The sequence below is a fragment of the Paenibacillus sp. GCM10027627 genome, assembly GCF_042675505.1.
Classification (GTDB): Bacteria; Bacillota; Bacilli; order Paenibacillales; family Paenibacillaceae; genus Pristimantibacillus.
The window spans coordinates 191,200-215,871 of record NZ_JBHTHB010000003.1 but is presented as its reverse complement, the minus strand read 5'-3'; the positions used below and the strand labels follow the sequence as shown (position 1 = coordinate 215,871).

Below are 24,672 nucleotides of genomic sequence, written 5' to 3'. Positions count from 1 at the left end.
TCGCAATGGTTGAACAATGGCAGCAGGATATACGTACGTGGATTCGGGAAGGCGAGCTTCATCAGGCCACGCTAAGTCAGCCTCGGACCAAAGGAGGCGAGCTGGCGCCCAAAACGGTTATACGCCCGGTTGCGCTGAAGGACGGGCTGCATTACCAGTTCGAGTCGCATTTTGCAGGCAAGGCGTATCATTTGAATTTGAAAGCCGAGGAAGCGGCCGATCGGCTCTTGGACTTGCTGGCGGACGGCTATCGCCAAGCGCTGGTCAAAACTTCGGATGCCGACGTTCAGCTGCTGCTCGGAAAAAAAGGCAAAGCAACCGTTAGGACGCAAGCGGTCAGCAGCAGGACGAAGGGAACCGTACAGGAACATAATCGGCAGAAGCAAAGAATATTGGAGGAAGGGAAACCGGCGCCTTTCCTTGTAGAGCTTGGCATTATGTCTCCCGAAGGCAAAGTGTATGCAAAAAAGCAGGATAAATATCGTCAAATCAATCGTTTTCTTGAGATGGTGAATGACGTGTTGGATGCTTTGCCAAGGGACCGCGAAATTAAAATTGTCGATTTCGGCTGCGGTAAATCTTATTTGACATTCGCATTGTATCATTTGCTGGCGGTCGAGCTTGGACGAAATATTTCTGTGATCGGACTGGATTTGAAAAAGGATGTCATTGCCTTTTGCTCGGATCTCGCCCAAAAGCTAGAGTTTGACAAGCTAACCTTTTTGGTCGGCGATATCGGGGAATATGAGGCGCTGGATGGAGCGGACATGGTTGTCACTTTGCATGCCTGCGACACGGCGACCGATGCGGCTCTGGCGAAAGCGGTTGGCTGGGGAGCGTCTGTCATTATGTCGGTGCCTTGCTGCCAGCACGAACTGTTCCGGCAAGTCGAGAGCGCGGAGCTTACTCCTATTCTTTCGCAAGGGCTGCTTAAGGAACGGTTTGCCGCTTTGGCTACGGATGCGGCAAGGGGGCATTTGCTTGAGGTAATTGGGTATAAGGTGCAGATGCTGGAATTTGTCGATCCCGAGCATACTCCGAAAAACCTGCTGATTAGGGCTGTAGCTTCTCCGCACAAAGAACTATCCTTATCCAAATGGGAGCAATACGAAACGTTCAGAAACTTTCTTCATCTATCTCCCGCACTGGAGAGAATGATGGCAGGCCGCTTGCCCGAACGGCATTAGACTGTAAAAGTTTCTGGGAAATAGCCAATTGTCGATAGGATTAACATTTGCTACAATGGAAGAAGATGGCTACCAAATGAATGGGTGAACCGTAGTGGAATGGATGATTTGGCTTGATTTTAGTATGTTTTTGGTGCTTATGGGCTTATTTATATACGTGTTTTCTTCCAGCTCCGTAACGGTTCTGCACCGAATCTATCTTTTCTTGCATGTCGTCTTTATGATGTGGCCGCTTTTCCAATTCGCCTCTCAGACGACATCGACGCTGTCCTACAGGCTGTTTTACCTATCCGCTTCTTATGTAGGACTTTCGTTGGTGGGAGTGGGTTGGTTTTCATTTATTTTATATCTTACGGGGCAATACTATGTGATTCGCAAGAGTCGCCTACTTTTTCTATCGATACCGGCACTAGTGTCGGTTATTGTCGTTATATGGAATCCGAAAGGCATGTTTCTGCATATTGATGTAACTCTTTCGGCTTTGAAGCAACTCCAACATGGCCCGCTGTATTGGGTGATGATTGTACAGCTCGTCGCTTATTTGTCTATTTCCGTTATTATTTTGTTATACAAGCTTGGAAGGCGAGACGATTCGGCCAGACAGCGGAAGATGGTGCGGACCGCCCTGAACGGGGTATTTATGCTTTCGTTTTTTGCGGTCGTCGATTTTTTGGTCAACGTCCAGTACATCCATTATATTGATCGTTACATTCCTTTAATTTCGATAGGCATGGCGGTTACGGCCGTTTATATCGTTCATGCAATCAGCCGCAACAAAGTATTTGATATTATTCAAATCGTACAAAAGGATATTATGAATACGATGTCCATGGGTATTATCGTCATGGACGAGAATGACATGATCATTGAAGTCAACAAGGTGATCAAACCTATTCTTCGAATCCGAATTGGCGATTTTTTTAATGCGAAGGCGCTTGCATCCCAATTTAAAGGGGATACGGAGAGGCAATTTCTCGCCTTCTTCGAAGCGCAGCGGCTCCGGCCTATGGAGAGGCTGGAAGTGGAGCTGACGATTGAGCTGCAAATTGTCCGCCACGTCATTGTTCAGTCGGCTCCTATCCTGAATCAGAAAAAAAAGATTGTGGGCAGAGTGCTGACGTTTCAGGATGTTACGGAGCTGCGCATGCTAGTAGAGGAAACCAATACGCAAAACGAACTGCTGCATGAGAGAAACCGCGAGCTGCTCGCCATGCAGGACGAGCTGTATCAGGCGAACAAAAAGCTGGAGCATATGGCCATTACGGACGGGCTTACGGGCTGCTTCAACAGAAGGTATTTGCTTCAGCAGCTTGAAGGAGAAGTTCTGTCCAATCTCAGATACGGCATTCCGTTTTCTATTTTTATATTTGATCTGGATTATTTCAAAAAAATTAACGACCGCTTCGGTCATCTGACCGGAGACGAGGTGCTGTGCAGCACGGTGGATGCGGTGCGGAGCGTGCTCCGTTTGACGGATGTGCTGGCTCGCTTCGGAGGCGAGGAATTCACCGTTTATTTGCCGCATACGGGCCGGGAGCAGGCGGATCGAGTTGCGGAGCAAGTGAAAAGCGCCGTTGAGCAAAATAAAGTGCCTACCGGCATTGGCGATGCCGCGGTCGCGGTTACGATCAGTATGGGCGTCATTTCAATCGAGCCGCATGGCCCGGAAGAGCTGGAAAATCCGAAGGCGTTTCTGCGCGAGCTTATGGCGCAGGCGGACGCCGCTTTGTATGAAGCGAAATACAATGGCCGCAACCAAATTGTGAAACGAAAGCTCGCCTAAAGTTCGGCGGATTACCTGCTGCTTACATGGCAAGAACGGACGGACTCTGATAAAATAGGTATATCTGACCATACGGTGTAAGTTTTGTTTAAAGGCGGGAACAGTCTAATGAGAAAAGTGCAGCTTGGGATGGTCAAGCCCGGAGATCGGGTTGCAAAGCCCATTTTTCAAGAAAACGGAAACGTGCTGCTTGGCGAAGGGGTAGAGCTGAGCGAGCGTTATATTGCCAGGCTTGGAAACTTAGGGATCGACTTTTTGTTTATTGAAGACGGAACAACGACCGATATTATCCCCGAGGACAGCATTCGAGACGAGACCCGAAAAGAAGCGGTCAATACGATTTATAAAACGATGAATTCCTTCCGAGACGAGACAATCACGAAAGGAAGGACGATCGCACCCGATATGGGCCGCAACTTTCGCGCGGTTTTCGGCAGCATTATGCAGGACTTGGCGACTAGACCCAATATGCTGGTCAACCTGACAAGCATCCACTCCATGGACGCTTATTTGTTCCAGCATTCGTTTAACGTAGCGGTATTGTCCGGCATTATGGGCATTGCAAAAGGCTTTAACCGCAACCAACTGGAAGAGCTCGGCATTGGCGCCTTGCTGTTTGATATCGGCATGACGAAGCTGCCGCCCAAGCTGCTTACGCATACCGGGCGGTATTCAAATGATGATTTGGAGCTGCTGCGCACGCACCCTAAGGAAGGGTTCGATATTTTGCGCAAATATCATGATATTTCCATTGTATCTGCCCATTGCGCGCTTCAGCATCACGAACGTTTCAACGGGATGGGCTACCCGCGCGGCCTCAAAAAGGATGAAATCCATATGTACGCCCAAATTGTCGGCTTAGCCGATACTTACGATGCTCTGGTTTCTCCAAGGCCTCATCGCAAGCGTTATACGACAAGCGAAGCCGTCGAATTTCTGTTTGCGGCGGGGGGCACCTTTTTCGATTTGGAATTGATCAAGCTGTTTTGCAGCCATATTTCGGTCTATCCTGTTTCTACGACGCTGCTGCTTAGTACGGGACAGGTTGTTGTCGTCTCGGAAAACAACGAGCTGGCCGTGCATCGCCCTCGCGTTCGCGTCATCAAGGAAGCAGACGGCACCACGCCTAAATCTCCTTACGAGATCGAGCTGAAAAATGAGCTTCATATTACGATTGTAAAAGAATTGTAGCTAGCTCATAGGAAGCAAGCCTCTTCCCTTCCCGTCCGAAGACGAGAAGGGAAGAGGCTTGCTTTTTGAGTGCGGGCGAGTTTGGCTTTGAATATGGATAGGTTTACGGTAAAATGAAATGAAATAAAGCTCACGGAAGACGATGGGGGAGAGGCGACCATTGGATGAATTTGCACGCATTCGTCATTGGACGGCTGGTCGGCAAAGCCTGGACCTGCTTAGGACGCGCGGCGTCGATTACGGCATCGGAGACGATGCGGCTGTGCTCGACATTGCTGCGGCAGCAGACGGTATCTCGGGAGAAAAAAGGCTCCTTGTAGCGATGGATACGATGGTGGAGTCCGTCCACTTTGCCGAGGTTACGATGCGAGACGATGATATTGGATATAAGGCGCTGGCCGCCAATGTTAGCGATATTGCGGCGATGGGTGGGGTGCCACTTGCGGCTTTTGTATCGGTCAGCGTGCCCCAGTCCTACAGTGCGGATCGGATGCGGAAAGTGTATGACGGCCTGTACTCCTGCGCAGAACGGTATAGTATTGCTGTTGCTGGCGGAGATACGACATCGTCGCCGGGACCGCTCGTTATTTCCGTTACGCTGACGGGGACAGTGGAGGCCGGCAAGGAGCTTCTACGTTCAGGGGCCAGACCCGGAGACGCCGTTTTTCTGACGGGGCCGATCGGCTTGTCGGGGGCGGGGCTTCACTTTTTGCAGGCTAAGACTGCGAATTCCGGCGTGGTGGACGATGCAGAAAACGAAGCTTACCGCTCCATGATTGCGGCGCACCGAACTCCGCGCCCTTCGGTTGCGGCGGGAAGGCTGCTGTTGCAATCGGGAGCCTGCACTTCGTTGAACGACGTTAGCGACGGCCTTGCCAGCGAAGCGTGGGAAATTGCGGAAGCGTCTGGACTTAGGCTAGTGTTAAGCGAGGGGCTGTTGCCGAAAAGCGGCAGTTTAAGCGCATACGCATCTATCGCTAGGAAGGACCCTTTGGAATGGATGCTGTATGGCGGAGAAGACTATGTGCTGCTTGGCACCATTGCTTCACAAGCTTTGGAAGTCATTAAGGCTGCTTTTTCTGAACGCGGGCTGCCGTTCTATGTTATCGGGAAAACGGAAGACGGCGAGCCGGACGTACAACTGGAGCGTTTGTCGGAAAACTGGTCAGGCGGCGGCTCGGTCGACAGGAAAGAATTAAACTGGGCCAATGGGGCGACGAACAGAATTTCTTTGCAGAAGCGAGGATACAATCATTTTGGAAAATGAACGGGTGAAGGATATGAAACAACAATCGGGGCTGGCGAATATTCGGATTGAAAGTTTGCGGGATACGGCTAGGCTAGCAGAGAAGTTGGCACGGCTGGCAAAGCCGGGTACGGTCATCGCTTTGGACGGAGACCTCGGCGCCGGCAAAACGGCTTTTTCGCAGTCGTTCGCAGCGGCAATTGGCGTGCAAGGAGTGGTCAACAGCCCTACTTTTACGATAATTAAAGAATATCAAGGGGAGCAGCTTCCCTTTTACCATATGGATGTGTACCGGCTCTCGGCTGATGAAGCCGACGAACTGGGGCTGGACGATTATTTTTACGGTTCGGGCGTTACGGTGGTGGAATGGGCGAGTCTCATTACGGAGCTGCTGCCTCCTCATCGGCTGGAGCTTTATATTGAGCATTTGGGCGGAGAGGCGCGGCTTATTCGAATGAAGGGGCTCGGCGAGCCATACGTTCACTGGTGCGAAGGATGGGACAGAATGGGAGCGACGGAACATGAATAAAAAGAATGACAAAACGATTATCGCCCTCGATACGTCGACTGCGGCAATGGCGGGAGCCGTTATGAAAGGGAGCGAGCTGCTGGCTGAAGTTCAATCGCTTGCGGAACGCAATCATTCCGTACATGTCATTACGCATCTCCAAAGCATGATGCAAGCAGCCGGCATTTCCCGAGATGGACTGGACGCGATTGCGGTAGGCAACGGACCGGGTTCATATACAGGGATGAGAATTGCCGTGACGGCGGCAAAGACGCTTGCTTGGGTATGGAACAAACCTCTGATTGGAGTATCTAGCCTAGAGGCGATCGCATTTGGCGCTTGGAGAGAGCAGGCGGAAGCTCGGGAAGCTTTAGCCCATGGCATTTATTGGGTGCTGCCGATTATGGATGCCCGGAGAGGACAAGTGTATAGTGCAGGTTTTACCGCTGCCGCTGGAGACTCCACCGGTTGGAGCAGACTGCAGGAGGACGGCGTTCGAATGATGGCGGATTGGGTGGACGAGCTGTTGCAGCGCGCCAAAGAGCAGGGTGAGGAGAAGCGTCCTGTTCTGGTGCTGACGGGAGACCTGTCGCTGCATGAAGGATCCGCAGTTAGATTGCAAGAAGAAGCCCGCCTGGCGGGCATTGAAGTGAGACTGTATCCTCATGCGATACAAGGGCGGGCTGTAGCGGAGCTTGGACAACAGCGGCATGCGGCGGGCCTTGTGGAAAATACGCATACCTTTGCTCCGAATTATACGCAGGTGACGGAAGCCGAAGCGAAGCTGAAGGCGAAGCAGGCTGCCGAGAGCGGGAGCCAGGGATGAGCGAAGCTGCTAACGAGATCGTGTTTCGCCCTATGGTCAAAGAGGATATTCCTTATATTATCGCTATCGAGCAAGAAGCGTTTACGAGTCCTTGGTCGGAAGAAGCGTTCCATAATGAGCTGAACAACAATATGTTTGCCCGTTATTATGTCATGGAAGGCAACGGCGAGCTGCTGGGCTACGGCGGGATGTGGATCATTATGGACGAAGCCCATATTACGAATATCGCTATACGTGCCGACGCTAGGGGCAAGGGACTTGGCAATCGGCTGCTTGAGCAGCTTCAGCATAAAGCCCTTCACTTTGGGGCGGCCAAAATGACGCTGGAAGTTCGGGCATCCAACACGATTGCCCAAAGTCTGTACCTGAAATACGGATTTGAGCCATCCGGCATTCGTCCTCGCTATTATTCCGACAATGAAGAGGATGCGCTCATTATGTGGGCTGAATTGAACGTTGGTTCACAGAAGACGGGAGAGAACCGCAATTGAATTTATACGAAAATAATGATCAGGAAAACCGATCTTTTGACGATGCGCTTATCCTCGCAATCGAGACTAGCTGCGATGAAACATCCGCTTCAGTCGTCAGAGGCGGCAAACATATTTTGTCCAACGTCGTGTCGAGCCAGATCGACATTCATGAACGTTTCGGCGGAGTGGTGCCGGAAATTGCTTCGCGCAAACATGTGGAGACGATCACGCTTATTATCGAGCAAGCCGTTCGTGAATCCGGGCACCGTCTGGAAGATTTGACGGCGATTGCGGTTACCGAAGGTCCGGGCCTTGTAGGCGCGCTGCTTGTAGGAATTGTTGCAGCCAAAAGCTTGGCGCTCGCTCTCGATATCCCGCTTATCGGCACGCATCATATCGCGGGCCATATCTATGCCAACGAGCTGGTTCACGAGCTGGAATATCCATGTATGGCGCTTGTTGTATCCGGCGGGCATACGGAGCTTGTGCTGCTGGAGGAGGAGGGCCGATTCCGCGTCATTGGACGGACAAGGGATGATGCGGTGGGAGAAGCGTACGACAAAGTGGCGCGCGCTTTGCATTTGCCTTATCCGGGGGGGCCACATATTGACAAGCTTGCAGCTCAGGCTGAGCAGGCGATCGTTTTGCCAAGGGCGTGGCTCGAAGCAGGAAGCTACGATTTCAGTTTCAGCGGGCTAAAGTCGGCAGTGCTCGCCGTCATCAATCAGACGCGCATGAAGGGACTGGAGCTTGACGAAGCCGCGCTTGCTCGAGGATTTCAAGAGTCTGTCATTGAGGTTTTGGTCGAAAAGGCCATTAGGGCGGTGGACGAATACGGTGCGAAGCAGTTGCTTCTGTGCGGAGGAGTTGCCGCTAACCGGGGCCTGAGGGCGGAGCTTTCCTCTCGCTGCGAGAAGGAGAAGGTTGCGCTGCTTATTCCTCCGTTGTCGCTATGTACAGACAATGCGGCGATGATTGGCGCAGCGGCTCATTTGAAGCTGAAGCGCGCCCAGTTCAGCGAGCTGGACATGAAGGGAGATCCCGGCTTGCAACTGGAGCTTTGGTCTTGCTAGGAAACTGTTTTTGAAAAAATGGGAATCGCAATTGACAGATAATTGCTTAAGGCATATAATAAGCAACAATACTTCAACCTCATATGGAACAAACGCATAGAACAGGAACAGTAGAACCGATCGGGGATCGCCTGAAGCATGGCCGGGAATGAAATTTCCGCCTTGGCAAGGCGCAGAGAGCTGCGGGATGGTGCAACGCAGCCGAAGATGGGAACGAAGCTCGCCTGGGAGCGGAGCGATGGAAGCATGCTGCTTTATAAGCCGTTATTCGGCTGACGAAGCGCTGTTACATGGCTACGGTTAACCTCCGTGAAGAGGTTCATAAGGAACGGCATCCGGAGCCGTACTTATGGTAAAGGTGGGCAAGCCGATTCGTTTGTGCAATGAACGTGAGGCTGTCAACAAGGGTGGTACCGCGCGGGTCATAATAGCCTGTCGTCTCTTGAATATAGAGACGACAGGCTTTTTTTTGTTGATACGAAGTAGCAGTTATGGATATGGCGGGACAAATACAGTGCTGACAAAAGCTGAATAGAATGAAAACGCTGGGAACAGGAGCAAGTAGAGCTTAAGCCGGATTAACGAGGCAGACCCTCAGTCGCAGTTGCGGCTGAAATGGGCGCATGCCATACGTTCAGAGAGCTGCGGGATGGTGCGACGCAGTCGAAGCGGAAGTTCGAAACTCGCCTGGGAGCGGAGCTTCAGGAAAGCCGGATTCATCGATGGACGATGAATGCGGGCGTACGTTGCTACGGTTAGCCGCCGTCATCGGGCCTTAAGCGGATTTCGCTGAACAGCGGGAAAGGGTCCTTTTGCGGCTGCCCCGGCTGGGCGAAATCAAGTAGAGTGGTACCACGGCATAGCGCAAGCTTGTCGTCTCTTCATAGAGACGGCAAGCTTTTTTTATTTTACCTATAACAAATTTTAGGAGGGCATTCGCCATGACAACCGAAATGAAAAAAATTCAAATTTTTGATACAACGCTAAGAGACGGGGAACAATCGCCGGGAGCCTCCATCGCTCCGGAGAAAAAAATTGTAATTGCCCGCCAACTGGCGAAGCTAGGCATCGATGTAATTGAGCCAGGTTTTCCAGTGTCCAGTCCGGGAGAGTTTGCCGCGGTTCAGCAAATATCAAGAGAGCTTCAAGGAGTGGAGATTGCCGGTTTCGCCCGAGCGGTCAAAGCGGATATCGACGCAGCGGTGAAAGCTACACAGGACGCGGCAAAGAGACGTCTGCACCTGTTCATCTCCTCCTCAGACATTCATTTGAATCATCAGCTTCGAAAATCGCGGGACGAAGTGATTCAAATTGCACGTCAGATGGTAGCGTACGGCAAGCAGTTTGTCGATGAAATTGAATTTTCGGCGATGGATTCCACACGTTCAGGACGGGAATTTGTTATTCAATTGGTGGAGGCTGTTATATCCGAAGGGGCAACGATTATTAATTTGCCGGATACGCTTGGGTACGCGATGCCAAATGAAATAACGGACATTTTCCATGCGGTCCGCAAAGAGGCGAGGGGCGGAGATACGGTTCGCTATAGCGCGCACTGCCATAACGATCTTGGAATGGCGGTAGCCAACAGTTTGGCGGCGATCAACGCCGGAGCGACTCAGATTGAAGTTACGGTAAATGGAATTGGGGAGAGGGCGGGCAATTGTTCGCTGGAAGAGCTGGTCATGGCGATTGAAACGAGAAAAGACGCCCTGATGGCGGAGACGAATATTTCGATTAGCGAAATTTATGAAACATCACGGCTGGTCAGCCGGACGATGAATTTTCCAATTGCGTACAATAAGCCGATTGTCGGCCGCAACGCTTTTCAGCACGAATCGGGCATTCATCAAGACGGCCTGCTCAAAAACCGCAACACGTACGAGATTATGGACCCCGAAGCGATGGGCATCTCGCGCAGCATGATTATTTTGGGCAAACATTCGGGCAGCCATGCCATTAAGCATCGGTTGTCTGAATATGGCGTCACGGTGACGGAGGAGGAGCTGCGCCAGGTTTATGACCGCTTTAAAGAGGTAGCCGACCAGCAAAAAATGGTGACCGACGACCAGTTGATCCGAATTGTCGGGGATATGACGAAGACGCAGCCTGACCCGTTTGTTTTGGTTGATCTGCACGTTCATGCCGGAACTCAGCGTTCTAGAAGCGCAACCGTAACGATTAAGGAAAATGAGCATGGGACGGAAAAATCTTATATGGCTATGGGGACAGGACCGATCGAAGCGGTTATTCATGCGATTGGGCAGGCGTTTCCCGTATCGGTTGAGTTCGAGGACCTGGAACTGCACTCGTTGTCAACAGGCGAGGACGCTCACGGCGAAGCTGTTGTAAGTATTATCCACAACGGGAAAAGGTACCGGGGCACTTCTATCCACAAAGACATTGTTTTGGCTGCGGCCGAAGCGTATATTTCCGCGTGCAATCAGGCCATTATGAAAGCCGGAGGCATTCACGAAGAGCCAGAAGCGAAAGATGGCGCCAACTAACTAGAGGCTATGAGTGCTTTATCTAGGCAGGTTGTGCGAGTTGCAGACGATGTTAAGAGGAGTGGGAGGCGGCTCGAATGCGAGCTTGCTTCCTTTTTTTATGCCGCGTATGAAAAGTGGGGAAATGAGCTTGTGCACAATGTTATCCACATATCTACAGAATTGTGTGAATATATTTAATAAATCCGCAATACAAAAGGTTTACAATATTTTAATATCAACTTGCAAACGGGGATAGTTTTTTCATGATTCCGCTGTGGGAAATGTGGATAATGTGGACAAATACTCATGTTCTTTATTGCGAAACGACATTTATGCGGGAAATGCGACTTTCAGTAGGGCCCATTCGTTATATATTTCGACTGAATTAACTAACAATTTATGCACTGTTGTGGATATTGTTGTGTATAACTATGAAATAAGCTTCGGGGCGCAATTTATTTTGCGCTAATTACTAATGAGTTTTTCGGTGAAAACAAAACAGGTATGCGATATCGTATTATCAATATAACGAATACGGAGGCAGACCGAATGGATAAGCAAGCAATTATTCAGATGGACACAGTCAGCAAATACTTCGGAACGAATAATGCGATCAAGCAAGTATCCTTTCAGGTGAAACAAGGCGAGATATTCGGAGTAATCGGAAAAAACGGCGCAGGCAAGACGACCTTGCTGGAACTGCTTTCCGGAAACCAGAGCCCCGATGAGGGCAAGCTGCACATTTTAGGAATCGACATGAAATCAGAAGCGGAAAAGCTGAAAGAACATATTAATATTTTTATGCAGAGCACTTCTCTCGTTGATAAAATGACGGTTAGGGAAGCGCTTGAGATGTTTCAAGGATTTTATGCTAAAAAAAACGATATCAGCGCCATTATTAAGCAATTCGGCCTGGCGCCTTACGAGGAGAAAGTGGTGAGACGCCTGTCGGGAGGTCTTCGGCAGCGCATCACTTTAGCCATTGCGGTTGTGAATGATCCCTCTATCATTTTTCTGGACGAGCCTACAACGGGACTGGACGCCCAAGCGAAAAAAGAGTATTGGGCCATACTCGCTTCGCTCAAGCTGCAAGGAAAAACGATCGTTATTATTTCGCATGACATGACGGAAATCCAATATCACTGCGACCGTGTCGGGGTTATGCGCGAAGGAAAGCTTGTCGCATGCGACAGTCCGACGAAGCTGATCGACGAGCTGCCAAGAGGGGGGCTCACGATGGAAGCAGTATATATGTATTATGCTGTCGGCGAAGCAGGAGGTGTTAAAGTTTAATTCAATGAGACCAAGTGAAAGCGGCTACAATCCGTCCAGCGAGAGAAAAAGTCTAGTGGAGAAAAGGATGGAAATGATCGCATTAATTTTAATGAAAAGAAACGGGGGTGAAAAAAAGAAGAAGGACTTAGGGGATGTATCCGCACGCCATTCATAGTATAATTGGCATATTATTGTATATTGCGGAGGATCATTTGTGCCAGCATACAGGGATCATATAGCTTTGCGGATGCAAGAGGCCATCGAAACGTATTGTACTGCGGAGCCTCTAAAGCGTTATGCGCTTCTTTTTGTTGAGGAGAAGTTAAAGGGGTCCATGTTGTTCGGCGAATTGACAGCAGCTCATTACTATATGTTTGAGGGGCATTCAGCCGATATTGCTCGGGCCGCGGCAGCGGTTGAGCTTTTTGTGCTTGCTTCCGATATTTTGGACGATCTTGAGGATGAGGATGCTCCCTCTATGCCATGGATGGGAGTGCCGGCGCCGCATGCTCTGCATGTGGCAGCTTCTCTAATGACTCTCTCCCAGCAAACCTTGCTGGACTCTGTAGCAGACGTCGCCTTGCGCGGTGAGCTTGCCGTTATGATGAACAAACAAATGCTGCGCTCCGCGAACGGCCAGATGCTGGATCTGATGAACACGATACAGGAGGAGGAGCCATTTCTCGAAATGGTGCGGCAAAAATCTTCTTCATTGCTCGTCTTGGCTTGTATGGCTGGAGTATTGGCGGCCGGGCGGCCTTGGAATGAAGAGGTGGCTATGTATGCGGCTGATCTCGGTATTGCGGCTCAAATTCGGAACGATTGCAGAGATTTGCTCCGCTGGGACGAAAAAAGCGATTTTCTTGGCAAAAAAAAGACGCTGCTCACCCTTTATTTGCTGGAGGGTCCTGAGGAGCAGTCGGGCTGGATGAGGGACTATTACGAAGGACGCAGCCCAAAGGAAGACATTCGGGACAAGCATTCCTTGTTTCTCCAAATATGCGAGCAGTCGGGCGTATTGTTGTATGGTTCGGTTATAAGCCGAATGCACTATGACAAGTTTCAGGACAGATTTTTGGCAATAGAGGCTGATTCCAAGTCGAAAGATAGAGTGATTCAGCTGCTGACAGGCGAATTCGCTTAACGCATGAACCGCGCAAACCACGCAAACGGCATTTCGGTAAATACGAATGATGTTTGCGTTTGCAGGTAGATACTAAATTGATATAGTATAAATGTACTATAAAGGTACGTGAAGACCTATACTTTTAGTAGAGATGCGGAGGAGTTTTAGTATGTTAAAAGAAACGATTCGTCAATTGGCCAGCAGCACGGAAAATATGTCCCTTGCATTGAATGGACAGCTTCAATTTGCAGGCGTATCCGCAGCTGAGCAGAAGGCTCTGCTAAACGAAATGAAAAACAACGAGAGTAAAAAAGGCGGCTACGCATACATTTGGAACTAACGAACTAATGGCTGAAAGGAAGAGGTTGTATGAAATCCGCACTATATAAACGAGTCATAACAACCTTCTTCCTCACAGTTTTAGCTATTGTCCTCATTTATTTGACAATCGTCATTTTGAAAACGCCTTCGATTAGGGCTGTCTTGGCTTATCATCCCGCTGAAGGTTATGTCATCGAGTCGGTTGAGCCGGAAGGACAAGCCAGATTGGTCGGCCTTCAAGAAGGTGACATTATTGTTGCCGTAAACGGGAAGCCGGCGGAACAATTTGATAAAGTGATCAAGTACAACTCGCTGGAGTATGCGGATAACGTCCTCGTCACCCATAAAGACGGGGCCATTGAATATATCAAGTTTTCAAAAGCTTGGTCAGGCGAACACTCGACATTGGAATTGTTGCTGCAGTTAGTTATTCCCGGAATATCGCTTATTATCTTTTTTGCGTTTTCCGTCTTTTTATATGTAAAGAGACGAAACGACCCCGCAGCAATACTGCTTATATTGTTTTTCCTTTCCATAGGAGTATGTTACTACAGTTCATCCGCCTCCATTTTAAGGGATTCAATCGGGCTATCGATTATCTATGTGTTTTTGCCTAACATCCCACTGCTCTTTATGAACTTTATGAATATCTATTTAAAAAGGTTCGAAGCTATTTTAATAAGCCAAAAGGCGCTTTGGTTCTTATATGCTGCAGTGGTAGTGCTTAGTATTTTTAGCCTCCTGTATATTTGGACGGATGTATTTTCTATCGAAGCGTTTACATATATAAAGGGCGCGTATAGCGCAATTGTCATGCTCGGCAATGTCTTATGCACCGTAAAGCTGGTCGGGAAATTTATTCAGCACCGGAACACAAAGCTTAAATCTTTGTTTACGATTACATTAGTGTCCCATTTGGTTGCTTTCACTCCGTTTGCGACATTGAACTTGCTGCCGCAATTGTTTGGAGCGAATCAAATTTTGCCGCCCGCGTTTACCGCTTTATTTTTGTTTATATTGCCGGTCGTTTATTTTTATTTGTCGACGTCCAATCAGTTGTTCGATATCGACTTTATATTGACACGGTTCAAATATTACGTGGCATTATCCTTATTTCCGGCGATGATGGTGGCGACTGCGAGCTCGGTTATTTTGCTTGGCGAGGAAAAGAGCGCTTGGTCCGTTTGGGTAGGCATATTTTTTATTGCCTTTATCGGGATGACTCTGTTTCTTTATGCCAAGGAACAAATCGACCATCGCTTTCGCCCGCGTTTGTTTAAAGCAATGTACAGCTATCAGGACAGTCTCGACCGCTTTTCCCGGAGCATCGCAAGGGTGATGAAGCAAGCGGATTTGGAAGTGGTTTTGAAACAGGAGATCAGCTCTCTGTTGCCTGTTAACCGCATTAAGTTTCTCATTGTCGATCAGTCGGAGCAAGCTGTATTCCCGCTGAGCGACAGCCATGAGGAAAAAGTGACGGGAGACTTTCTGCTCGGCATCGTCAATACGTTCAAGCTGGGCGAATTGATCGATTTGCCGTACGGTCTTGGGCTTATCATCGGCAGACAGCGCTCTCGCTATCATATTTTGTGGATCGGTCTCAAAACGAACCATACAAGGTTCAATTCCGACGAAATTCGCTGGCTCAAAACGATGGCCAATTACTCCAGCATTGTATTTGAAAACCTCTATTTAATTGAGGGGCTGATCGAGGATTTGGAGTCGGAGGTTCGCAAGGAGCAGACCACTTCGCCGTGGGTGCTGCGGATGCTGTTTTGCCTCTCGGAAAATGAACGCAGAAAACTGGCGGCCGACTTGCATGATTCCGCCTTGCAAGATCAGCTGTTATGGTATCGCAAGCTGGAATCCATCATGATGGATCATCCATTGACGGAAACGCTCGGTCAAGAGCTGGAAGATATTAAGGAAGGTTTGCTTGACGTCATTCATCAAATTAGGGAAACATGCAATGAGCTAAGACCCCCTCTGCTTAAGGAAATGGGGGTTGTCGAAGCTGTGGAATCGATTATCGAGCATACGCAAATGCGCGTCAATTTTGAAGTGCAATTTCAAGCTTCCTTTATTCACGAACCTATGGATGAAGAGCAAATTACGGCGATTTACCGGATTGTTCAGGAGCTTCTTCGCAATGCGGACAAACATTCCGGGGCAAAGCTGGTCAAAATGGAGCTGGAGCTGCGCGAAGGGACGATTTATTTCCGCTATCAGGACGATGGCGTCGGTATGGATATGAAACATATGGTGGAATCGTTTGAGCACATGGGCTTATCAGGTATTAAGGAACGTGTTGCAAGTCTTGAAGGGGATATTTCCTTCTATTCGGAACGCAGCAAAGGCCTGGAGGTCATCATTTTGATGCCGATCATTGTGTCGAGCGGACTTTCGGAGAGGGGAATATCACGTGATTCGTATCTTATTAGTTGATGATCATCCTTCCGTAGGAGAAGGAACGAAAACGATGATCGAGCAAGATGATGATATGAAGGTGACGGTTGCTTTGTCTGCGCTTGAAGCGCTTGATAAAGTTCATATGGAACCTTTTGATATTATTTTGTGCGATTTGAATATGCCGGGCATTAGCGGTTTGGAATTGACAAAAAGGTTGATTCAAAACGACCCGGAAAGAAAAGTGGTTATTTATTCAGGCTACGAAATCGGCACACATTTTAATTTGCTGGTGGAATCCGGCGTTTCCGGCTTTATTTCCAAAACGGCGTCCAGAGAGCAGCTTCACAACTCGATTCGGTGTGCGCTGCGCGGGGAAGCGGTCATTCCGATTTCTTTGCTCAAGCAGCTTCGGCGACACGAGGTGTCGATTTCCAGGCCTGAGCTGTCTATCGAAGACGTGTCCATCAACGAAAAGGAAATGACGATTCTTCATGAGGTTGCCGCAGGCGTAAGCAATAAAGAGTTAGCCATTATGCTGCATGTCAGCCAAAGAAACGTAGAATACCAGTTGACTAAAATTTTTGAGAAGCTGAACGTGAGATCCCGGTCGGAGGCGATACGGGAGGCCAAACGTCTGGGTTTAATCAGTATGGAGCAGTATTAGCCATTCGGCGGTTTCGCGTTTGTTTCATCGGAAGGCGAAATTTGGACAACAAATAAGCCTCATAAGCTATTACGGCTTATGAGGCTTACGCTTTCTTACATATATTGTTCCCATTGCTCGTAGGCAGCGGCGAGCGATGCCTTTTTGCCCTCGATTTCAGCCTGAAGCTCCTGTATGCGAATATAATTATTGAATACTTCAGGATCGGCGAGTTGTTCCTCCAGCTCCACAATTTGCTCTTCCAGCGTGGCAATTTCGGCTTCGAGCTGCTCAAGCTTGCGCTGGCGGCTTCTCTCCTCCCGTTTTGCCTGTTTCTCCGCTTCGTAAGAGGTAGGAGCAGCGGCTTCTGGAGCCGTTCCTTTTTTGGAACTGCTTTGTCCTTCTAGCGCTTCCTGCTTGGCCTCCTCGATTTCGCGTTTCTTATCCAACATTTCGTCATAATTTCCCAGGAAATGCTCTACGCCTTGCGGCCCCAATTCGACAATGCGCTCCGCCATTTTATTAAGGAAGTAACGGTCATGGGAAATAAAAAACAAGGTGCCTTCATAATCCAGCAGAGCAGCCTCAAGCACTTCTTTGCTATAAAGATCGAGATGGTTGGTCGGCTCGTCCAGTATAAGCACATTCGCTTGAGCGAGCATCAGCTTAGCTAAGGAGACGCGGGCTTTTTCTCCGCCGCTCAGTGAGGAAATCCGTTTCAGCACATCTTCGCCGCTAAACAAGAAGTTGCCTAAAACGGTGCGAATTCTCGCTTCCTCCATATGTGGATACTCGCTCCATACTTCCTCTAGAATGGTGTTTTGCGCATTCAAGCGGGTATGCTCTTGATCATAGTAGCCGAGCTTGACATGAGTTCCGAACTGAATCGTGCCCGTTGAAGGTTCAAGCTGCCCGACCATCGTTTTTAATAGCGTTGATTTGCCAATGCCGTTAGGGCCGATAAGTGCGACTGTTTCGCCACGGGTCAATTGGAAGCCGACGTTCCGGAACAGGGGAATGTCCTTACCGGGAAATGTGACCGACAGGCCGCTTACGTTCAGCACTTCTTTGCCTGTCATGCGTTCGATTTCAAAAGAAAAGTGAGCTTTTTTCAAATCGCCCATCGGTCTATCCATTTTATCCATCTTTTCCAGTGACTTCCTCCGACTTTGGGCTCTTTTGGTCGTAGAAGCTCGAACGATGTTGCGCTGAATAAATTGCTCCATCTTATGAATTTCTTCCTGCTGTTTTTCAAAATGCTTCATATTAATTTCGTATTCAGCAGCTTTTAATTCCATAAAGCGGCTGTAGTTGCCGGTATAACGCTTCGCGGCATGGCGTTCGATTTCAATTGTAATTCCCGTGAGCGCATCGAGAAAATATCTGTCGTGAGAGACGACAACAATTGCGCCGGGATATCCGCGCAAGTACGATTCGAGCCAAGTGAGCGTTTCGATGTCCAAATAGTTGGTCGGCTCGTCCAGCATTAGCAGATCGGGCGCTTGGAGCAAAATGCGGGCCAACGCAAGCCTCGTTTTTTGACCGCCGCTTAAAGTGGAAATAACGGTGCCAGGATCGAAGCTGCCGAAGCCCATGCCGTGCAAAACGCTGTTGATGCGGGTATTGATTTCGAATCCGCCTTGCTCGCGGAACCAGTCGGACAGCTTGGCGTATTTGTCCAGCGTATCCGCATATTTTTTTTCGTCGGCATGGTAAGCGGGATCGGCAATTTTAATTTCCAAATCGCGAAGCTCCTGTTCCGCATCGATCAAATGAGCGAATACGGCTCTCATTTCCTCTATGATGGAGCGATTCGACTGCAAACCGCTGTTTTGCGCTAGATAGCCAAGCCGAACTTCCTTTGCTTTATGGATTTCGCCGGAATCCGGAGTCAGCTCTCCCGCGATAATTTTGAGCAGCGTCGATTTGCCGGCGCCATTGACCCCGACAAGGCCGATTCGCTCCTTTTCTTGAACTTGCATTGATATATTGGATAAGATGGCGCTAACGCCATAGCTTTTGGACACATTGGATACTTGCAACAGCATGTTGGAACCTCCGCTTCGTAATTACATGCAGCCATTAGAGGCATTATCTATTAGTTTACCACAAACTAGCGCCGGCATTGGCGAAAGTTGTATAACAATGGTACACTACAAGTAAGAATGGACGATGCCAATACATAGCGAATCTGACAAAAAGAGCGATGCGGCGCGTGCAAAACGGAAGATGGGATGAAACACAATGTCGGCTCACCAAGAAGGTCTGGACAAAGCGGCTTTTCGCTCGCAGATGGCGGGCAGGCGGAACGGGATTTGTTCTGAGCTTCGCAAGGAATGGTCGGAGGCGGCCGGCATGCGGCTGACTAAATGGATGCAGAGCAGAGACTATCGTTCCGTCATGGTATACATATCTTTTCGCAGCGAGCTTGATTTGTCCTCTTTTATAGAGTGGTGCTGGGAGCAGGGAATCGAAGTGATCGTTCCGCGCTGTATCCCGGCCGATCGGACAATGGAGCTTTATAGGCTTGCCGATTGGGATGAGCTTGAAGCTGGCTCTTACGGCATTTTGGAGCCTGATCCGAACCGGGCAAAGCGGCTTCAACAAACTGTTTGGCCGGATGTCATTGTTGTGCCAGGACTCGCCTACGATTTGCAGGGGGGCCGGCTAGGCTACGGCGGCGGTTATTACGATCGCTTTGCGGATGCGGCAGTAGAGGCAATCGGCAAGCTTTCGAAGGAGAAACGCAAGAAGCCGATATGGCTAGGCGCTGGTTACGAAGCGCAATTGGTGGAACGTGTTCCGCTGGAAGCCCATGATCTGCAATTGAACGGCATTGTGACGGAAAAAGAGGTTTATGAGCCCGTTCCGTTGCGTTTACAGGGAAGCGGGGGCGACGAATAGAGATGGAACTGACTCATTTTAACGAACAAGGCAGAGCCCGAATGGTGGACATCTCCGATAAAGAAGTAACCAAAAGGGAAGCGGTCGCAGGAACGACAGTTCGAATGTCGAGCGATACTCTGACGAAGATTAAAGAAGGAAAAGTCGGAAAAGGCGATGTGCTTGCCGTTGCGCAAGTAGCTGCTGTAATGGCGGCGAAAAAAACGTCGGACTTTATTCCCATGTGTCATCCGCTGCCTCTAACAGGCGTCAATCTTGTGTTTGGCGACAACGGCGTGGATGAGCTTTACATAGAAGCAACGGTAAAAACAACGGGGAAAACAGGGGTTGAGATGGAGGCGCTCACTGCCGTATCGGCCGCCGCATTGACGGTATACGACATGTGCAAGGCTCTGCAAAAAGATATGATCATCGGCCCAACTCAGCTCATAGCGAAAACGGGCGGAAAAAGCGGAGACTATAAGCGCTGAAGCCCTTTTGATCGAATAAGGGACGGGAGGAATGGAACATGCAGTGGAAAGTTGCGCTACTTACGGCTAGCGACAAGGGCTCCCGCGGGGAACGCGAAGACACGAGCGCTCAGGTCATCAGGGAGCTGGTGGAGGAAGAGCTTGGTGGCCAGATTGTCGATTATCGGATTGTGCCGGACGAGCAAGACGAAATTATGGCGGCCATTATCGAAATGACGGAATATTATCAAGCGGATTTGGTGCTTACGACAGGCGGAACGGGTCTTGCACCGCGCGATATCACGCCTGAAGCAACGCTTAAGGTGATCGACCGTGAAGTGCCCGGCCTTGCGGAAGCGATGCGGATGGGCGCCCTTCAAAAAACGCGCCGCGCCATGTTATCCAGAGGCGTTTGCGGCATTCGCGGAAGCTCGCTGATCGTCAATTTGCCAGGCAGTCCTAAAGGCGTTCATGAAAGCCTGATGGCGATTATGGACCAACTGCCTCACGCCCTCGCCATCTTGTCCGGGCAATTGGGAGAGCATAACGGATGACGGATTCGCTAAGTCAAGACAACGAGAGCTATACTCCGAGCGGAACCACTACCACGTTAAAAGAAGTGCCCGTTCATGAAGCGGTAGGGCTCAGACTAGCCCATGATTTGACGCGTATTGTACCGGGCCAGTTTAAAGGCCGCTTGTTTAAACGGGGTCATTTGATACAGGAAGAAGACATTCCAAGTTTGCTTGATATCGGGAAAGAACATATTTACACGATGGAACTCGGCGATGGCGATTTACATGAGGACGATGCAGCTATCCGGATGGCGACAGCTTTGGCGGGCGATGATTTAAGCTTGAGCGAGCCTCACGAAGGAAAGGTCAGCATTAAATCCCCCATATTGGGTCTTGCGCAGGTGAATCCCGAGCTGGTTGACGCGATTAACGCGTTGGGAGAAATTGCGCTGGCCACCGTCAAAACGAATGCGGTGGTGCAGCCCGGACGTCCGCTTGCCGCAACGAGAGCCATTCCTCTAGTCGTGCCCGAGAGCAAAGTGATAGAAGTTGAGCGGCTGGCGCGCATTTACCGCGAGGCAAATGGAGGTGCCGCTCCGCTTAGCGTACGACCATTCTGCAAGCTTAGAGCGGGTCTGCTCACGACGGGCGGCGAAGTTTTTTCCGGCAGAATAGCAGATAAATTTGGTCCGGCGGTTCGGGAGAAGCTGCAGGCACTTGGCTCTGAGGTGGCGGAGCAGCGCTTTGCCCCGGATGATCGACAAACAATTGTCAAGGAAATACACTATTTGCTTGGACAAGGGTATGATATGATACTGGTAACGGGTGGCATGTCCGTTGATCCCGATGACCGGACTCCCGGAGCGATTAAGGAGGCTGGGGCCGATATTGTCAGTTACGGCACGCCAATGCTGCCTGGCTCTATGCTGCTTATGGGTTACTTGGGAGAGGTTCCGATTATGGGGCTGCCAGGCTGTGTCATGCATGATCCGTATACGTCTTTTGACGTGCTGCTGCCGAGAATTGCGGCGGGTGACCGCATCGTACGCGAAGATATTATAGGGTTGGGCTACGGCGGATTGCTTGGTTGTTAGCTTTTGAAAAGAAGTTGTGACATAATCGAATTGTAAAATTTGCAAATGAAGATATGGAGGCATACCAAATGGGTGGAATTGGAGTAACGGGCATTATATTGCTTGTCCTTATCGCTCTTCTGCTGTTCGGACCGAACAAGCTTCCCGAGCTTGGCCGCGCGTTCGGCAAGACGCTCCGCGAGTTTAAGTCAGGGGCTCGTGAAATTATGGACGATGAAGACCGCAGAGACAAGGACAACCGGATTGAGGTCACCAATCGTTCGGAAATGAAAGAGCAAGAAAACAAGCGGCTTCCGGACTAAGCGGGCCCGCTTTTTTCTTGTTTGAACGGCGATAGAAGGGAGCAGTAGGGATTCATGACGAAGGGAAGCACGGATCGAGTTACTAGAGAAGGCAAAGGCTTGCTCCGCGAAGACGGATTGATGCCGCTGCTGGAGCATCTTGGCGAACTGCGCAAGCGCCTCATCGGAGTGATGATTGTGCTTGCGCTTGGTCTTGTGCTTGGAATTGTCGTTGCGGAGCCGGCGTACAATTATTTGATGAGCCAAGAGCCGGCAAACACGCTCACTTTACATACGTTTTCACTTTGGGACGGCATAGGCATGTATATGAAAATTGCGTTTGTTATCGCGCTGCTCATTACGCTGCCTTTTACGACCTATCAGCTATGGGCTTTTGTAAAGCCAGCGCTTCTGCCGCATGAGCAGCGTTCGACGTTGAAATATGTGCCTTTTGCACTGATTATGTTTTTGATTGGCCTTGCGTTTTCGTATTTTGTCGTGTTTCCGCTTGCATTTGAGTTTACCCGCACGGTAGCGAGCCATTTGCAGCTGGAGGAAACCTATGGGGTCGTTCAATATTTTACCTTTATGTTCAGCATATTGATTCCCATCGCGCTGCTTTTTGAGCTTCCTTTGCTCATTATGTTTCTAACGGCGATTAGGATCGTCAATCCGCTGCGGCTAAAGAAGATGCGGCGTCTCGCCTATTTTATTATGGCCGTCATTGGAATTACCATTACGCCTCCGGATTTTATTTCCGATGTGCTTGTTATTATACCGCTTATCGTGTTGTATGAAATCAGTTTGATGCTGTCGGGATTTGTATACAAAAAGCAGCAAATAGCCGATGCCAAATGGGAATTGGAAACCGAATAAGAGTGACTCCTTCAAAATAGAAGGGGCTTTACGCCTGCCGCTTACAAACGGCAGGTTTTTTGTGTTCTTGACAGCTTCAAGCGGCGGGAGTATATTTTAAACATATGTTTTAAACGTTTGTTTAAAATGATTGTTTAACTAGAAAAGGGAGTGTTGAGGATGAGATCCGCTGTGCAGTCGTTTTTGAAAAGACCGACGACATGGGTAGGCATTACAACGGCATTCATGTTTCAAATCATTTTTTCGGTTATTTGGATGACAGGCTATAATGGAGTGACGGACCGTACCGATCAGTTGCGGATTGCGGTCGTGAACGAGGACAAAGCGATGGGAAGCGCAATTGCCGCAAATCTGCTTCATCATCTGCCGTTTGACATGACGGAATCGGGGACGCTGGAAGCTGCCAAAACGGAGCTGAACAACCGCCATTTGCAAATGGTCGTTCATATACCTGCCGACTTTAGCCAGAAGGCGGCCGATGCAGCGGGGCAAGCACAAATCGTTTACTACATTAATGAATCGAATCCCGCTTTAATCAAAAGCATGATGAGCGTAGCTGCCTCGCAAATTACGGCGGAGGTCAATAAACAAGCTGTCGCTGCGGGCATTCAAAAAACGCTGGCTGTGGCAAGTGTACCGGTAGAGCAGGCGGAGGCCGCTTCCATAGGATTGTCGGAGAGAGTTACATCAAACCTACAAGCTTCAAACGCAGTCGAAGGCATGAACAACCAAATGGTGCCTATGATGATGGTGCTCGCTTCTTATGTCGGAGCTATGATTATGGGGATGAATTTGGAGCAGTCCTCCATTGCTATAGCATCCCAAGTGGGAAAATGGAGAAGATTTTCAGCGAGGGCGATCATTAATACAACTGCTGCCCTGCTTGTTTCTTTGGTCGGCTCGACGCTGCTTGTTAGCCTTGGCGGGCAAGTGGAGCAGGGCTTTTTGACACTGTGGGGCTTTCAATTTCTATTTCTGCTGACGTTTATGTTTGTATCTCAAATGTTCCTTTATTTGTTTGGGATTGCAGGCATGCTCTTTAATATCGTGCTGCTTTCCGCGCAGCTCGTTTCCTCAGGGGCCATCGTACCGCGAGAGCTGCTGTCTAATTTCTATACGGAGCTGAGTGCGCTGCTGCCGGCTACTTATGCGGTGGACGGCAACATGAACATTTTGTTCGGCGGGCCGGAAATCACCTCGGATGCGTTCGCTCTAATGCTCATTGGAGCGACGGCCATTATAGTCAGTGCGGCAGCCGTGCTCGCAAAGGGCCAGCCCCATCAGCAGCCGCAAGTTTCGATAGCCCGGCATAAAGAAAATTAGAACGGCGACAAGCCGTCGGAAAGGAGGCAAGCTGTGACGGAAGAACAAGATGTGAAGCTCAGAATTTTGCTCGCCGCCAAAAAGCTGTTTGCCGCGCAAGGATTCGACGGCACGACCGTACGACAAATTTGCGAGGAGGCGGGAGCGAATGTGGCTCTTGTATCATATCATTTCGGGGGCAAGGAAAGCTTATTTACCGCGTTGCTGGAAGCTTTTTTTCCCAATGGTGAACTGGCTGCTATCGATACCGGTATGCATCCGGTAGAAGGCTTGAGGATGATTATACGGGAGGTTACTTTGTTCCGTATTTCCAATCCGGAGCTGGTCAACATTATTCAGCAGGAGATTATTATGAACAATTCTGCCCGCTTGGAGCATATTCGAAAACATGCTATGCCGCTATGGCAGTTGTTAAGAAAGTGGCTTGCGGAAGGCAGGGAACAAGGTTATTACCGGTTCCGGTCTATGGATACCGCATTTATGTCAATAACGGGTACGCTTCTAACGCCTCGCAATCAGCCGTACTGGATGGTGCTTATGGACGGAGAGGGGATCGACCCGGATACGATGATTCAGGATTTGACCGATTTTATTTTGGGCGGTCTTCAATATACGGGGGAATAGAGTGGCAAAAAGCCGGGAGCGTGCGGACGCGCCCGGTTTTCTTTAGTCAGGCACTT

General features: G+C 49.6%; 25 protein-coding genes. 24 read left to right on the top strand and 1 reads right to left on the bottom strand.

The window, feature by feature from the left end; genetic code table 11:
* Positions 1 to 5 precede the first annotated feature (5 nt).
* The 16 genes from ACFQZE_RS12790 (at position 6) to ACFQZE_RS12715 (ending at position 16,571) form a co-directional block, all read left to right on the top strand.
* Positions 6 to 1,187 carry a class I SAM-dependent methyltransferase gene (locus ACFQZE_RS12790; RefSeq protein ID WP_379357443.1) on the top strand — a complete coding sequence of 394 codons (1,182 nt, stop codon included), beginning with the start codon at positions 6 to 8 and terminating at the stop codon, positions 1,185 to 1,187.
* A gap of 103 nt (positions 1,188 to 1,290) precedes the next feature.
* Positions 1,291 to 2,970, top strand: a complete 1,680-nt coding sequence (locus ACFQZE_RS12785; RefSeq protein ID WP_379358213.1) for a histidine kinase N-terminal 7TM domain-containing diguanylate cyclase — start codon at positions 1,291 to 1,293, stop codon at positions 2,968 to 2,970.
* A 108-nt stretch (positions 2,971 to 3,078) separates the two neighbouring features.
* Positions 3,079 to 4,161 carry an HD-GYP domain-containing protein gene (locus ACFQZE_RS12780; RefSeq protein WP_379357441.1) on the top strand — a complete coding sequence of 361 codons (1,083 nt, stop codon included), beginning with the start codon at positions 3,079 to 3,081 and terminating at the stop codon, positions 4,159 to 4,161.
* A 160-nt stretch (positions 4,162 to 4,321) separates the two neighbouring features.
* Positions 4,322 to 5,428, top strand: a complete 1,107-nt coding sequence (thiL, locus tag ACFQZE_RS12775) for a thiamine-phosphate kinase (protein ID WP_379357439.1) — start codon at positions 4,322 to 4,324, stop codon at positions 5,426 to 5,428.
* Positions 5,429 to 5,441: 13 nt separating this feature from the next.
* On the top strand, positions 5,442 to 5,936 hold the full coding sequence (gene tsaE, locus ACFQZE_RS12770; RefSeq protein ID WP_379358210.1) for a tRNA (adenosine(37)-N6)-threonylcarbamoyltransferase complex ATPase subunit type 1 TsaE: 495 nt from the start codon (positions 5,442 to 5,444) through the stop codon (positions 5,934 to 5,936).
* Positions 5,929 to 6,741, top strand: a complete 813-nt coding sequence (tsaB, locus tag ACFQZE_RS12765; protein WP_379357437.1) for a tRNA (adenosine(37)-N6)-threonylcarbamoyltransferase complex dimerization subunit type 1 TsaB — start codon at positions 5,929 to 5,931, stop codon at positions 6,739 to 6,741. The genes tsaE and tsaB overlap by 8 nt, the downstream gene beginning before the upstream one ends.
* A complete protein-coding gene (gene rimI / locus ACFQZE_RS12760) occupies positions 6,738 to 7,232 on the top strand; it encodes a ribosomal protein S18-alanine N-acetyltransferase (RefSeq protein WP_379357435.1) in 495 nt (164 codons plus the stop codon). Before tsaB ends, rimI begins: the two co-directional genes overlap by 4 nt.
* On the top strand, positions 7,229 to 8,287 hold the full coding sequence (gene tsaD / locus ACFQZE_RS12755) for a tRNA (adenosine(37)-N6)-threonylcarbamoyltransferase complex transferase subunit TsaD (RefSeq protein ID WP_379357433.1): 1,059 nt from the start codon (positions 7,229 to 7,231) through the stop codon (positions 8,285 to 8,287). Before rimI ends, tsaD begins: the two co-directional genes overlap by 4 nt.
* A gap of 138 nt (positions 8,288 to 8,425) precedes the next feature.
* A complete protein-coding gene (locus ACFQZE_RS12750) occupies positions 8,426 to 8,563 on the top strand; it encodes a hypothetical protein (protein ID WP_379357431.1) in 138 nt (45 codons plus the stop codon).
* A gap of 339 nt (positions 8,564 to 8,902) precedes the next feature.
* Entirely contained in the window at positions 8,903 to 9,046 is a 144-nt protein-coding gene (locus ACFQZE_RS12745; protein ID WP_379357429.1) for a hypothetical protein, read from the top strand.
* A gap of 194 nt (positions 9,047 to 9,240) precedes the next feature.
* Entirely contained in the window at positions 9,241 to 10,794 is a 1,554-nt protein-coding gene (locus ACFQZE_RS12740; protein ID WP_379358208.1) for a 2-isopropylmalate synthase, read from the top strand.
* Positions 10,795 to 11,325: 531 nt separating this feature from the next.
* The gene (locus ACFQZE_RS12735; RefSeq protein WP_379357427.1) at positions 11,326 to 12,069 is read left to right on the top strand and encodes an ABC transporter ATP-binding protein; all 744 of its coding nucleotides are present in this window, start codon (positions 11,326 to 11,328) and stop codon (positions 12,067 to 12,069) included.
* Between the two features lie 196 nt (positions 12,070 to 12,265).
* The gene (locus ACFQZE_RS12730) at positions 12,266 to 13,195 is read left to right on the top strand and encodes a polyprenyl synthetase family protein (RefSeq protein WP_379357425.1); all 930 of its coding nucleotides are present in this window, start codon (positions 12,266 to 12,268) and stop codon (positions 13,193 to 13,195) included.
* 151 nt (positions 13,196 to 13,346) lie between these two features.
* Positions 13,347 to 13,517: a hypothetical protein gene (locus ACFQZE_RS12725; protein WP_379357423.1), complete on the top strand. Its 171-nt coding sequence runs from the start codon at positions 13,347 to 13,349 to the stop codon at positions 13,515 to 13,517.
* Between the two features lie 29 nt (positions 13,518 to 13,546).
* Positions 13,547 to 15,943: an ATP-binding protein gene (locus tag ACFQZE_RS12720; RefSeq protein ID WP_379357421.1), complete on the top strand. Its 2,397-nt coding sequence runs from the start codon at positions 13,547 to 13,549 to the stop codon at positions 15,941 to 15,943.
* Positions 15,921 to 16,571, top strand: coding sequence for a response regulator transcription factor (locus ACFQZE_RS12715; RefSeq protein ID WP_379357419.1), 651 nt, complete (start codon positions 15,921 to 15,923; stop codon positions 16,569 to 16,571). Before ACFQZE_RS12720 ends, ACFQZE_RS12715 begins: the two co-directional genes overlap by 23 nt.
* 95 nt (positions 16,572 to 16,666) lie before the next feature.
* On the opposite strand, the gene ACFQZE_RS12710 is transcribed toward ACFQZE_RS12715, so the two are convergent.
* On the bottom strand, positions 16,667 to 18,598 hold the full coding sequence (locus ACFQZE_RS12710) for an ABC-F family ATP-binding cassette domain-containing protein (RefSeq protein ID WP_379357417.1): 1,932 nt from the start codon (positions 18,596 to 18,598) through the stop codon (positions 16,667 to 16,669).
* Between the two features lie 196 nt (positions 18,599 to 18,794).
* Here ACFQZE_RS12710 and ACFQZE_RS12705 point away from each other — a divergent pair, with 196 nt between their 5' ends.
* From ACFQZE_RS12705 to ACFQZE_RS12670, 8 genes are all read left to right on the top strand, one after another.
* Positions 18,795 to 19,454 (top strand): 5-formyltetrahydrofolate cyclo-ligase, encoded by a 660-nt coding sequence (locus ACFQZE_RS12705; RefSeq protein ID WP_379357415.1) that lies wholly within the window; start codon positions 18,795 to 18,797, stop codon positions 19,452 to 19,454.
* Positions 19,455 to 19,456: 2 nt separating this feature from the next.
* Complete coding sequence (gene moaC, locus ACFQZE_RS12700; protein WP_379357413.1) at positions 19,457 to 19,924, top strand: cyclic pyranopterin monophosphate synthase MoaC; 468 nt, start codon at positions 19,457 to 19,459, stop codon at positions 19,922 to 19,924.
* 38 nt (positions 19,925 to 19,962) lie between these two features.
* A complete protein-coding gene (locus ACFQZE_RS12695) occupies positions 19,963 to 20,457 on the top strand; it encodes a MogA/MoaB family molybdenum cofactor biosynthesis protein (protein WP_379357410.1) in 495 nt (164 codons plus the stop codon).
* Entirely contained in the window at positions 20,454 to 21,512 is a 1,059-nt protein-coding gene (locus ACFQZE_RS12690; protein WP_379357408.1) for a molybdopterin-binding protein, read from the top strand. The genes ACFQZE_RS12695 and ACFQZE_RS12690 overlap by 4 nt, the downstream gene beginning before the upstream one ends.
* Positions 21,513 to 21,580: 68 nt before the next feature.
* A complete protein-coding gene (locus ACFQZE_RS12685) occupies positions 21,581 to 21,814 on the top strand; it encodes a twin-arginine translocase TatA/TatE family subunit (protein WP_379357406.1) in 234 nt (77 codons plus the stop codon).
* 54 nt (positions 21,815 to 21,868) lie between these two features.
* Positions 21,869 to 22,669 carry a twin-arginine translocase subunit TatC gene (tatC, locus tag ACFQZE_RS12680; protein WP_379357404.1) on the top strand — a complete coding sequence of 267 codons (801 nt, stop codon included), beginning with the start codon at positions 21,869 to 21,871 and terminating at the stop codon, positions 22,667 to 22,669.
* A gap of 159 nt (positions 22,670 to 22,828) precedes the next feature.
* Positions 22,829 to 23,992 carry a YhgE/Pip domain-containing protein gene (locus ACFQZE_RS12675; protein ID WP_379357402.1) on the top strand — a complete coding sequence of 388 codons (1,164 nt, stop codon included), beginning with the start codon at positions 22,829 to 22,831 and terminating at the stop codon, positions 23,990 to 23,992.
* A gap of 33 nt (positions 23,993 to 24,025) precedes the next feature.
* Entirely contained in the window at positions 24,026 to 24,616 is a 591-nt protein-coding gene (locus ACFQZE_RS12670; protein ID WP_379357400.1) for a TetR family transcriptional regulator, read from the top strand.
* Positions 24,617 to 24,672 lie beyond the last annotated feature (56 nt).